Below are 12,009 nucleotides of genomic sequence, written 5' to 3' on the forward strand. Positions count from 1 at the left end.
GCCCTGACAACGAATGTCAGGGCCCTGCTGCTTCCGAACAGCACAAAGAGGATGCCCTGCCTCCGGGCGGACTCTACCCCCGGGCACCGCTGCCCGGGGGTAGAGTAGTCCCTCATGAGCAGCATCTTCAGCCACCCGCAGGACCCTTTCGAAGAAGCCGGACAGCGGGCAATTGAGCCGCTGGAACCGGTGGTCAACACCGTAGTCGTGCCCGGTCCCGTGGCCCGGGCTTTCGTTGGTTTCACGGAGCACACCCACCTCTGGTGGCCCCTTGAGCAGCACGGTGTCTATGGTGCCGGCTCCTACGTGGAGTTTGAAGAGAACCTCATCCTCGAAACAGCCGATGACGGCCGCACCAGTATCTGGGGAACCCTTGATGACTGGCAGCCGCCCCTGTCCTTCCATGCCACCTGGCATCCCGGCACTACGGCGCTGTGGTCCACCGAGCTCCTGGTGGCGTTCCGCGCCCTCGGCGGCGGAACTGAAGTCCGGGTCTTTCATGAAGGGTGGGAAGGCGCCGAGGATCCTGCCGCCGCGCGTCAAGAGTACGCGGAGGCGTGGCCCCGGATCCTGGACAGGTATGCGCGGTTCATGGGCGCCGGAGACGCCGCAGCGGACAGCTCGACTGGAGGCGTGGCCTAGCCCGGCCCCGCGGCCTTGTCCGGCGGCACGGCGGTGCTGTTCCGGATCACAAACTCCGTAGGGTATTCCTGGTCCCGCGCTCCATCCGCCGCCAGCCCGCCGTCGGAACCTCCTCCGTCGGAACCTGCGCCCTCGGAACTTCCACCGGCATTGTCCAGTAGGGCCAAAGCAGTGGCAGCCGCGAGCCTTCCCTGTCCGCGTGGATCCTGGCTGATGGTGGTCAGCCTAAAGGTCTCTGCAAGTTCGTGCCCGTCAATCCCCACGACGGAAAGGTCCTGTGGGACCTGAAGGCCGAAGTCCCGGGCGGCGAGCATGATGCCCACGGCCATCTCGTCGGACGCGGCGAAGACTGCGGTGGGGCGGTCAGCGGAGGTGCCCAGGAGCCGGCGGCCCGCCGCGTACGCGCCCTGGATGGTGAAGTCGGCCGTGGCCTGCCACTCTTGCCGCACCGTCAGCCCGGCTGCTGCCATAGCCGCTGCAAAGCCCTTCTGGCGCAGCTGCGGAAGGTTGAAGTCCCGGTTCAAGGCCGCATCCCCGGTAACATGCGCGATCCGGGTATGGCCCAGCCCGATCAGGTGCCGGGTGGCCATCATGGCCAGGCCTTCGTCGTCGATTCTTATGGTCGAGGCGCCCCGCAGCGCCCCGCCGATGCCCACAATCGGACGGTGCACGGCGAGCAGCTGGCCGATCTCTTCCTCGCTGAGTACCAGCGCCACCGCAATGACGGCGTCCAGGCGTTTCCGCAGCAGGAAGTCGTTCAAAATGCTGCTGCGGTGCTCCGGCTGCTCTCCCACGTTGTACAGCGTCAGGTCGTAGCCGGCGTCCAGGAGGGCTTCCGAAACGCCCTCCAGGACCGAAGAGAAATACCAGCGCTGGACGTTGGGCACCACCAGGCCGATGTTGTGGTTCCGCCCGGAGGCGAGGCTGGAGGCGTGGTAAGAGGGGACGAACCCGAGTTCCCGTGCCGCCTCCTGCGCAAGGCGGCGGCTCCTGGAGGAGACGTTGGACTTGCCGCTCAGCGCCCTGGAGACGGTGGCCACGGACAGGCCGGCCCGGCTGGCAACTTCTTTGATGCCCGCCATGGTCAGCCTGCTGCTGTGATGCGGATCCAGGCGGTTTCGCCCGAAGCCAGCAGTCCTTCCGTGCCGGACCTCGTACTGCGGATAAGGACGCGGCCCGCAGGTATCTCCAGCGGCTCGTGGTTCAGGTTCATAACCACCAGCGTAGTGCCGTTGAGGTAGCCCAGCGATGACCCGGTGCACCAGTCCTCGGCCCAGGACAGGGATCCCCGGCCCAGGTCCAGGTCGCGGCGGCGTGCCAGGGCGTCGCGGTAGAGGGACAGGTGCGACGACGGCGATTCCGCCTGCAGGTCCCTCGCCAACCCGCCAAAGGAAGCGGGAATGGGCAGCCATGGTTCATTTCCCGAACCGAAGCCCAGGTGTTGTTCTCCGGCACGCCAGGGCAGCGGCACCCGGCAGCCGTCACGGCCAAGCCGCTGCCCGCCGGTCCGGGCGAACGTGGGGTCCTGGCGCAGGTGGCCGGGGATGTCGATGCCGTCCGGCAGCCCCAGCTCCTCGCCCTGGTAGAGGTAGGCGGCACCGGGCAGTCCCAGCATGAACAGCGAGGCAGCAGCTGCGCGCTGCCGGCCGAGTTCCTCATCCGGCTGGGGATCGGCCGCCCCGATGCCGTCGCCGTCCCGTGGGCCATGGCCGTTGTAGCCAAACCGGCTGGCATGGCGGACCACATCGTGGTTGGACAGCACCCATGTGCTCGGGGCGCCGACGCCGTCAAGGACGGTCAGGGAATCGGTGATGACCGAGCGCAGCCGGTAGACGTCCAGGCCCGCATGGAGGTAGGGGAAATTGAACGCCTGGTGCATCTCGTCGGGCCTGACCCAGTGGGCCAGCCGGTGAAGGTCCACGCTTGCCTCGGCGCAGAGGATGCGGTCCGGGCCGTACTCGTCCAGGATCAGCCGCCAGTTGCGGTAGATGTCGTGGACGCCGGGTTGCCCGAACATGGGTGCCTCGTGGCCGGGGTACCCGTCGCTGTTGCCGCCATCGGCCCGGCCGCCCCAGGCGGGCAGGCCCGGGGCCTTGACCAGGGCATGGGCTACGTCCACCCGGAAACCGGACACGCCGCGGTCCAACCAGAAACGCAGCACGCGCTCGAACTCGGCGTGGACGGCGGGGTTGTCCCAGTTGAAGTCCGGCTGGGAGGAGTCAAAGAGGTGCAGGTACCACTGGCCCGGCCGGCCGTCGGCGTCTGTTACCCGTGTCCAGGCAGATCCGCCAAAGTGTGACTGCCAGTTGTTCGGTGGCTCCTCTCCGTCAGGCCCGGTGCCGTCACGGAAGATGAACATGTCCCGTTCGGGGCTACCGGCCGGTGCCGCACGGGCTGCCTGGAACGCCGGATGCTGGTCCGAACAGTGGTTGGGCACCAGGTCCACGATGACCCGCAGGCCCAGGCGGTGGGATTCGGCCATCATGACGTCGAAGTCGGCGAGTGTGCCAAAGATCGGGTCAACGTCGCAGTAGTCGCTGACGTCGTATCCGGCGTCACGCTGGGGGGAACGGTAAAAGGGTGACAGCCAAACAGCGTCGACGCCCAGGTCCGCCAGATGCGGCAGTTCCTCGGTAATTCCCGCGAGGTCTCCCACGCCGTCACCGTTCAGGTCCCGGAATGACCGGGGGTAGACCTGATAGATCACGGCAGAGCGCCACCAGCCGGGAGCGGTATCGGCAGCGTGGATGAGCGTCAGGGGGCCAGTGGCAGCTGAGGTGTCCTGGGTCACAGTATCGACAGACATGAAAGCCAGCATAGCGGCGGACGGGCGATAAATGAAAACGCTTCCATACATGTTTCGCCTAATTTTGCACGAACTTTCGAGGCTCTGCAGTCCAACAACTGGAAGCGATTGCACGCCGGCAAATCCAGAAGACCGGAGCGTCGCACGCCCTAGACTGGGTAGACATGTCCGACGACGGGTGGAGGCTTTGTGGGAAGCATCGTTGACGAGCTGGAGGCCATCCTGGCGCCAGGGCAGCTGGATGTCAGCGAGGTCTCGCTCCGGCGGTACGCCATCGACCAGGCCCCCGTCATCGATTTCCAGCTTCCCCTGGCGGTGGTGTTCGCCGAATCAGTGGCCGACGTGCAGGCGGTGATGAAAACCTGCGCCGGCAGCGGAGTGGCCATTGTCCCCCGGGGTGCGGGTACAGGCGTTTCCGGTGGTGCCCATGCCACCAGGAACTGCATCATCCTTTCGCTGGAGCGGATGAACCGGATCCTCGCCCTGAACCCAGACGATGAGACAGCCATGGTGGAGCCCGGCGTGGTGAACGCGGTCCTCAACGAAGCCGCAGCAGCGCACGGCCTCATGTATGCCCCCGATCCGGCCAGTTTCCGAAGCTCCACCATCGGCGGGAACGTGGCCACCAATGCCGGCGGCCTGCGCTGCGCCAAGTACGGGGTCACCAGGGATTCGGTCCTGGCACTGGATGTGGTCCTGGCCGACGGGTCCCTCATCCACACAGGCCACCAAACCTTCAAAGGCGTGGCGGGCTATGACCTGACGGGCCTCTTCGTGGGATCCGAAGGAACCCTGGGCGTCGTCGTCGGAATCACCGTGCGCCTGAAGTACCTGCCACGGGAAGTCCACACCGTGGCCGCCTTCTACCCGGACTTCAGGATGGCTGCCGCAGGGGTCCTGGCCGTAGGCAAGGCACGCGTCCAGCCGGCGATCACGGAACTGCTCGACGGCGGTACCCTGGCCCAGCTCGACGACCACGGCTCCGACCTCACCGCCCGCGGAAAATCACTCCTGCTGGTCCAGACCGACGGGTTTGGCGCCGCCGCGGAAGCGGAGGTTGTGCGCCAGGTCCTCCGCGCCGGCGGGGCAACGGTGACTACTGAGGCAAGCGCCGAGGCGGAGCGCCTGGTGGAACTCCGCCGGCACAGCAGGGGGACGGAGGTGGACGACGAGTACCGTGTAGGCGAGGACGTGGCCGTTCCCCGCTCCCGGTTGGTGGACTACGTCGCGGAACTCGAAGCCATGGCCGCCAGGCAGCAGGTACACCTCAAGGTGGTGGCCCACGCGGGTGACGGCAACCTGCACCCCACATTTTGGATCGACCGGCAGGGGGCAAGCGTGGACTCCGCAGCCATGCAGCGGCTGCAGGCGGCACTGGACGAGTCCATCACCGCGGCGCTGGCGATGGGCGGCACCATCACCGGTGAGCACGGAGTAGGGCAGTACAAGCTCCGGTGGCTGGGACAGGAGCAGCCGGAACCGGTGCGGGAGCTCCAGCGCAGGATCAAGGACCTGTTCGATCCCGCGGGGATCCTCAACCCCGGTAAGGCGATCTAGGACTCAGTCGTCCGAATCCGGGTATTCGTCCACCGATTCGTCTTCGCCGTAACGGGACTCCTCGGTCTCCACCTCAAGGATTTTCAGCAGCTCGGTATCAGGGTTCAGCATGATCGCGGCCTCGTCCCGGCGGTGCCGGAGGATCGAGTCGATGTAGGACTGGACAGCTTCCGCCAGCGGAATGTGGCGCTCCTGCTTCTCGGACATGTACCACCGGTGCTCCAGGACCTCGTGGACCACCTCGGCGTGCTCCAGTTTGCCGGACAGGTCCCGGGGAATGGCGCGCACGATCGGTTCGAAGATCTGGCTGACCCACAGGTGGGCGCTGTATTCCTCATCCATGTCCGGGTTGTTGTCCGCCCGGAAGGAGTCCATGTCATTGAGGAGGCGGCGGGCCTGGTTCTCCTGGGCGTCCAGGCCGGTAAGCCGCAGCAGCCGCCGCTGGTGGTGCCCCGCGTCCACCACCTTGGGCTGGAGCTGGATGGTGGAGCCGTTCTGGGTGGTCTTTATGGCGTATTCCTCGACGTCGAAGCCGAGTTCGTTCAGGCGCCGGATGCGGGCGCTCACCCGCCAGCGTTCGCCCAGCTCAAAGGATTCCTTCTCCGTCAGCTCGGCCCACAGCCGCCGGTAGCTGTCCATGATCAGCTCACTGGTGGCCACGGGGTCCACCTTTTCCTCGATGAGACCGCCATCCAGGAGGTCCATCAGCTCGCCGGCGATGTTCACCCTGGCGATCTCAAGGTCGTATTCGCGCTGGCCGGTGGAGAGGTCGGGGTAGAGCTCACCGGTTTCGGCGTCCACCAGGTAGGCGGCAAACGCGCCGGCGTCGCGGCGGAACAGGGTGTTGGACAGCGAGACGTCGCCCCAGTAGAACCCGATCAGGTGCAGCCGCACCATGAGCAGCGCCTGGGCGTCGATGAGGCGGGTCAGGGTGTCCTTGCGCAGCATCTGCGAAAACAGTGCGCGGTACGGCATGGAGAATTTCAGGTGCCGGGTCACCAGGACGGGGTTCAGCGGGCGTCCGTCAGGGGTGGTGCGGCCGGTGATCACGGCCACGGGCTCCACGCAGGGGACGTCCAGCCGGGCCAGCTTGCGCAGCATGTGGTACTCGTGCCGGGCCACATGCTCGGAGGTTTCCTTGATGGCAATCACCGAGCCGCCAAGGTGGGCGAAGCGCACGATGTGCCGGGAGATGCCCCGGGGAGTGCGGCCAGGTACTGCGCCGGCCACTCCTCGAGGGCGATGTGCCAGGGCAGGTCCAGCAGCTCCGGATCCGCCGCTGCCGCGGTGATGCTCAGCGAGGAGGCTACCGAAGCGGCCTTGTTCTCGTCGGCGCTGGCGGCCACGAACCGCGGGAGCTTACCCACCTGGGCATAGTCTGTGGGTTCGTCATGCCACTGGGCGCTGTGTTCCTCGGTCATGGGCTCAATTCTTCCGTACTCAGGGCAGGGACGGTAAATCCTGTGCGGCCATGGTTAAGGCCGACGGCGGCCCGCACCGTTGCGAAAAGGTGCGGACCGCCGTCAGTTACGCGCGTGGGTGGGCCCACGCCGTTAGGGTGCCGGTGGGGAGTTTAGTCGCCCAGGCGCAGGCCGGTCTTCGTGTCGAAGAGGTGCACGTGGCCGGACTGCGGACGGACGTAAATGACCTCGCCCTTCATCGGGGGCGGCGGCCATCGACACGGGCCACGATGTCGTGGTCCTTGCCGTCCAGCGTGGTGTGGCCGTAGACGTAGGCGTCGGCGCCGAGCTCTTCAACGACATCTACCTCAACCTTCAGGCCTTCGCCGTGCGGAGCGGTTTCCAGGTCCTCGGGACGGCTGCCCAGCGTAACCGTGGAGCCGTGTGCCTCTTCGAGGACGTCGCGCGGCACGGGGTAGACGGTGCCGCCGAACTGGACGCCGCCGTCGACGACGGGAAGTTCCAGCAGGTTCATGGCGGGGGAGCCGATGAAGCCGGCAACGAAGACGTTCTTGGGGCGGTCGTAGAGGTTGCGGGGGGTGTCCACCTGCTGCAGCAGGCCGTCCTTCAGCACGGCGACGCGGTCGCCCATGGTCATGGCCTCGACCTGGTCGTGCGTGACGTAGACGGTGGTGACGCCCAGGCGGCGGGTCAGGGATGCGATCTGGGTGCGGGTCTGGACACGGAGCTTGGCGTCCAGGTTGGACAGCGGCTCATCCATGAGGAAGACCTGGGGGTTACGGACGATTGCGCGGCCCATGGCAACACGCTGGCGCTGGCCGCCGGAGAGTGCCTTCGGCTTGCGGTCCAGGTACTGCTCAAGGTCAAGGAGCTTTGCGGCTTCGCGGACGCGCTCGGCGCGCTCTTCCTTGGAGACGCCGGCGATCTTCAGGGCGAAGCCCATGTTGTCGGCCACAGTCATGTGCGGGTACAACGCGTAGTTCTGGAAAACCATCGCGATGTCGCGGTCCTTCGGCGGAACATCGGTGACGTCACGGTCACCGATCAGGATGCGGCCTGCGTTGACGTCCTCCAGGCCGGCGAGCATGCGCAGGGAGGTGGACTTGCCGCAGCCGGAGGGTCCAACGAGGACCAGGAATTCGCCATCGGCGATGTCGATGTTGAGCTTATCGACGGCGGGCTTATCTGTGCCCGGGTACAGACGCGTAGCGTTATCAAAAGTAACTGTAGCCACAGTTATCAATCCCTTCACCGGCAGGTACGTGCCGGACGATCCGTTGTGAATGGTTCATGTTTATTCAGTTGTGTTCCCACAAAATGCTCCGCGGCTTTGCGCGGAGCACCACGTGACGCCGCACGGTTGTTGTGCGCCACATCACACCCAAGAGTATGCCAGAAGTTGCTTCTTTTACCGCAAATGTTACGGATGTCACATGTGCTTCCGGCCGCGGGCTATCCGGAAGCGGCCTGGGGGTCTTCCTCGGCGACGGCGATGCTCCGCTCCTGGAGCAGGGCTTCCAGCAGCTCCGCGATATGGACAGGCGCCTCCACCCGGTATTGGGCCTGGGTGAAATCGAGGCCAACCTTGACCCCTACGTCGCCTGGTTCAAGCCGGCCGAAAGCGTCCTCGTCCGTCACGTCATCACCGGCGAACAGCACGGCAGTGGCCCCGGTGGCCTGCCGCAGGAAGCTGACGCCTTCGCCCTTGGAGGCATTGACCACGGAGGTCTCCAGGACGCGCTTGCCCTCCTTGAGGAAGACGCCCTTTCGCTCCTGGAGCACCGACCGGGCTGCTGACACCGCGTCCTCGGCCACGTCATCCGCAGCCAGTCGGGTGTGCAGGACGACGCCGGCGGGCTTGTATTCCAGGGACGTGCCAGGCGCCTCCGCGACGATAGCCGCCAACTCGGCGCGCACCTCTTCAAGGAGGGTCTTCTGGCCGTCGTCCAGCGTCAGTTCCGTGGAGCCCGGCCCAAGCCAGGCTTCGGCCCCATGGCTGCCAATCAGCAGGGTGTCCACGGGCGGGGACGCCACCTCGCGCAGGCTGGCGAGGGCGCGCCCGGAGATGAGTGCCGTCGTCGTGCGTGGAAGCACGGCGAGCCCCGCGAGCGCCGCGGCTGAGCGTGGAAGCGGCCGCGCATCCTGGGCGCGGCCCACGATGGGGGCGATGGTCCCGTCAAAGTCCATGGCCACCAGCAGGTGCTCCGTACCGGCAATGCGGTGCAGCGCTTCCCGCAGTTCGGGGGTGAGCGCCAGCGCTGCCTTGGTGTGGCCGTCAGGAGTCATCGCGGACCACCTTCTCGTTCAGTGCGTTCAGGAAGTCGGCGGACCAGTGGTCCACGTCGTGTTCGAGGATTTGCTTCCGCATGGCCCGCATCCTGCGGCCGGACTCCCGCGGCTGCATCTCCACGGCACGCATGATGGCGCTCTTGAGGCCGTCGATGTCGTGCGGGTTCATCAGCAGTGCCTGCTTGAGCTGGTCGGCTGCGCCGGCGAACTCACTGAGGACCAGCGCGCCGTCGTTGTTGGTGCGCGCCGTGACGTATTCCTTGGCGACCAGGTTCATGCCGTCCCGAAGGGCCGTGACCAGCATGACGTCGGCGGCAAGGTACAGCGCCACCATCTCCTCCACGGGGTAGCTGTGGTGCAGGTAGCGGACGGCGGTGTTCTCGATGGTGTCGTAGGTGCCGTTGATGTGGCCCACCGTGCCCTCCACCTCCTCACGCAGGAGCCGGTACTGCTCGACGCGTTCGCGGCTGGGGCTGGCCACCTGGATCAGGGTGGCGTCTCCAACCGAGAGCTTGCCGTCTGCCAGGAGCTCCTCGAAGGCTTTAAGCCGGTGCCTGATGCCCTTGGTGTAATCCAGTCGGTCGACGCCGAGCAGGATGGTCTTCGGGTTCCCCAGATCCTGGCGGATCTGGCGGGCGCGCTCAATGATGTCCGGCCTGGCGGCAAGCTCGCTGATGTGCTTGACGTCGATGGAGATGGGGAAGGCCTGTGCCCGGGCAATGTGTGTGACCTGCCCGTCCTGGCCCTTTACGTGGACCTGCTGCTGCTTAACGCTGGCACCGAGGAAACGGCGAGCGGAGCGCATGAAGTTTCCGGCATCGCTGGGCCGCTGGAAACCCACCAGGTCTGCGCCGAGGAGTCCGTCGATGATGGCCTGGCGCCACGGCAGCTGGGCAAAGATCTCCGGCGGAGGAAACGGGATGTGGTTGAAGAATCCGATGCGCAGGTCCGGCCGCGCCTCGCGCAGCATGCGGGGCACCAGTTGGAGCTGGTAATCCTGCACCCACACGGTGGCGCCTTGGTCCGCATGCTGTACGACGGCGTCGGCGAACCTGCGGTTGACCCTTCGGTAGGCGTCCCACCAGGTGCGGTGGAACTCCGGCGGGGCAATGACGTCATGGTAGAGCGGCCAGAGGGTGGCGTTGGAAAACCCCTCGTAGTACAGCTCCACGTCGTCGTTGCTGAGCTGGACCGGGACGAGGTCCATGCCGCCGTGGCTGAAGGGTTTGACAGTCTCGTCCGGCGCGCCGTGCCATCCGACCCAGGCGCCGTCTGTCTTGGTCATCATGGGGGCCAGGGCGGTCACCAGTCCCCCGGGGGAGCGGCGCCAGCCAGACTCGTCATCACCGGCATCCCCTGCCGCGACCCGGTCAACAGGCAGCCTGTTGGAGACCACCATGAAGTCGTACTTCGTATGGCCGGCATGGCTGGGACCGGAGCTGCCGGCCGTTGCTTTGCCGGCGGGTTTTTCCTGGACGGGTGTTTGCATTGCTGCCCCCTGGGGTTGCTTGTGCCTCTTAGCCACCCTAGCCGGACGGAATCATCGGGGCTATTCGTCCGTTGGTCAAGCCGGTGGAATGGTTGAAACCGCAAGCGCTCAGCTTTCTCCCCTAAAATGTTGGAGTGCCACGAAGTGGTCCCCTACGTCGACCGACCCAAGGAACTCATGAGCCCCGCAAACGAAGTACGTAAGTCCAAGGCTGAGCGAACCGCGGAGGCGCGGGAAAAGGCGCGCCTGATCAGGGAAGAGCAGCTGAAGAAGGACAAGCGCAACAAGCTGCTGATCGGCTGGGGCATCGTGGCGGCAGTGGTGGCCATCCTGGTGGTGGTGGCGCTGGTGGTGACGAACAGCCTCAAGCAGAACGCCCCGATAGCGGACCAGGGCCCCACGCCTGCCAACGCCAACGTGCATGGCGGCGTCACTTTGCTGGCCAATACGGATGTGGCCAAGTCGGAACCGGCCACGGTTGACGCCGCCTCCCTGGGGGACGCGCCGAAGACGGCGCCCGCCGAGGTAGTGGCTCCCGGCGCCGAAGCGGAGGCGGGCAAGCCGGTCAAGGTGGTCCTCTACATCGACTTCATCTGCCCCATCTGCAAGAACTTCGAGACCCAGTACAACGACCAGCTCACGTCGCTGCGCAACGAAGGCAAGATCACCGTTGAGTACCGGGCCCTCGGATTCCTGGACAGCCGGTCCACCACCAACTACTCATCCCGGGCCGCCAACGCAGCAGCGTGCGTGGTCAACGAATCCCCGGAGAAGTACTCCGATTTCGTCAACGCATTGTTCGCCAAGCAGCCGGCGGAAGGCAGCGCAGGCCTTTCCGACAGTGATTTGAAGAAGATGGCGTCCGACATGGGCGTCAACATCGGTTCCTGCGTCGATGACAAGACCTACCGCCCGTTCGTGAAGTTCACCACGAAGGAGGCCGCGGCCATCGGCGTCACCGGTACGCCCACCGTGTTCGTGGACGGCAAGCAGTGGGGCAAGGGCGACAGCGCGCAGACGCCGTTCCCGGACTTCCTGCAGGCAGCCATCGCCGCCAAGGGCTAAGGATTCCCAGTCAGGGCAGGGGCCCGCTCCGGACCGTTTCCGGGGCGGGCCCCTGGCGCATTCACCGCCAGTAGTCCGGCGTTTTTACGCCCGGGGGAGTTGGGCTAACCTTATCTAGCGCCTTCACGGTGCACGCCCGCAGGGGCGCGCCTCCTTAGCTCAGTTGGCCAGAGCACCGCTCTTGTAAAGCGGGGGTCGTCGGTTCGAATCCGACAGGGGGCTCCATTCAACCTCCGGGTTTAAGCTGGATCCATCCACATAATCAGCGTGCTGACTAAAGGAGGATGGGTGCCATGCCCAAGACCGGCAAGAACGATCATGCCCGCAAGGAAGAACTTCCTTCCACCCTGCAGCGTTCTGAGCAAAAGGCGCAGGACACATTCGCCAAGACCTATGATTCCGCCCTTGAGTCGTACGACCAGGATGAGCAGCGGGCGGCCCGGGCAGCATACGCATCCCTGAAGCACAGCTACGAGAAGGTGGGCGACCACTGGGAGCCCAAGGAAAAAGAGGCCCGTCGGACAAGCGCGCAGAACAGGGCATCAGCTCCTCCGAACCCACCGCGGGCGGAGTCAACGCCAATGCGTCCAAGGACCACCTCTACAAACTGGCCAGGGAACTGGACGTCAAAGGCCGCTCGAAGATGGACAAGGGTGAATTGGTCAAGGCCATCCAGAAGGCCAACGACGCCGCCACCCGCAAAGCCCGCAGCAAATAGCCTGTGCTCTTGCCGTCCTGCC

7 protein-coding genes, 1 tRNA gene and 3 pseudogenes are annotated in these 12,009 nt (G+C 65.7%); 5 read left to right on the forward strand and 6 right to left on the reverse strand.

Annotated features, from left to right (window positions below):
• Positions 1-114: 114 nt before the first annotated feature.
• Positions 115-642: a hypothetical protein gene (locus OUO20_RS00480; RefSeq protein ID WP_268002607.1), complete on the forward strand. Its 528-nt coding sequence runs from the start codon at positions 115-117 to the stop codon at positions 640-642.
• Here the strand turns inward: OUO20_RS00480 and OUO20_RS00485 are convergent.
• Complete coding sequence (locus OUO20_RS00485; RefSeq protein WP_268002608.1) at positions 639-1,724, reverse strand: LacI family DNA-binding transcriptional regulator; 1,086 nt, start codon at positions 1,722-1,724, stop codon at positions 639-641. The two genes, OUO20_RS00480 and OUO20_RS00485, sit on opposite strands and share 4 nt — an antisense overlap.
• Before the next feature lie 2 nt (positions 1,725-1,726).
• Entirely contained in the window at positions 1,727-3,460 is a 1,734-nt protein-coding gene (locus tag OUO20_RS00490) for a glycoside hydrolase family 13 protein (RefSeq protein ID WP_268002609.1), read from the reverse strand.
• Positions 3,461-3,637: 177 nt separating this feature from the next.
• On the opposite strand from OUO20_RS00490, the gene OUO20_RS00495 reads away from it, so the two are divergent.
• Positions 3,638-5,005: an FAD-binding oxidoreductase gene (locus OUO20_RS00495; RefSeq protein WP_268002610.1), complete on the forward strand. Its 1,368-nt coding sequence runs from the start codon at positions 3,638-3,640 to the stop codon at positions 5,003-5,005.
• 3 nt (positions 5,006-5,008) lie between these two features.
• Here the strand turns inward: OUO20_RS00495 and OUO20_RS00500 are convergent.
• The 4 genes and pseudogenes from OUO20_RS00500 to otsA all read right to left on the reverse strand — a co-directional run bounded on the left by OUO20_RS00500 (position 5,009) and on the right by otsA (position 10,204).
• Positions 5,009-6,426: pseudogene (locus OUO20_RS00500) on the reverse strand (DUF4032 domain-containing protein).
• Between the two features lie 152 nt (positions 6,427-6,578).
• A pseudogene (locus tag OUO20_RS00505) lies at positions 6,579-7,660 on the reverse strand (ABC transporter ATP-binding protein).
• A 218-nt stretch (positions 7,661-7,878) separates the two neighbouring features.
• Positions 7,879-8,712, reverse strand: coding sequence for a trehalose-phosphatase (gene otsB, locus OUO20_RS00510; protein WP_134166101.1), 834 nt, complete (start codon positions 8,710-8,712; stop codon positions 7,879-7,881).
• Positions 8,702-10,204 (reverse strand): alpha,alpha-trehalose-phosphate synthase (UDP-forming), encoded by a 1,503-nt coding sequence (otsA, locus tag OUO20_RS00515; RefSeq protein WP_018772046.1) that lies wholly within the window; start codon positions 10,202-10,204, stop codon positions 8,702-8,704. Before otsA ends, otsB begins: the two co-directional genes overlap by 11 nt.
• Before the next feature lie 177 nt (positions 10,205-10,381).
• Between otsA and OUO20_RS00520 the strand changes: the two genes are divergently transcribed.
• The 3 genes and pseudogenes from OUO20_RS00520 (at position 10,382) to OUO20_RS00530 (ending at position 11,987) form a co-directional block, all read left to right on the forward strand.
• The gene (locus tag OUO20_RS00520) at positions 10,382-11,269 is read left to right on the forward strand and encodes a DsbA family protein (protein ID WP_018772045.1); all 888 of its coding nucleotides are present in this window, start codon (positions 10,382-10,384) and stop codon (positions 11,267-11,269) included.
• Positions 11,270-11,417: 148 nt separating this feature from the next.
• Positions 11,418-11,494: transfer RNA gene (locus OUO20_RS00525), tRNA-Thr, on the forward strand.
• Positions 11,495-11,562: 68 nt separating this feature from the next.
• Positions 11,563-11,987 (forward strand): annotated as a pseudogene (locus OUO20_RS00530) (ChaB family protein).
• The last annotated feature ends 22 nt before the right edge of the window (positions 11,988-12,009 follow it).

Source organism: Arthrobacter sp. FX8 (assembly GCF_026723805.1).
GTDB lineage: Bacteria > Actinomycetota > Actinomycetes > Actinomycetales > Micrococcaceae > Arthrobacter.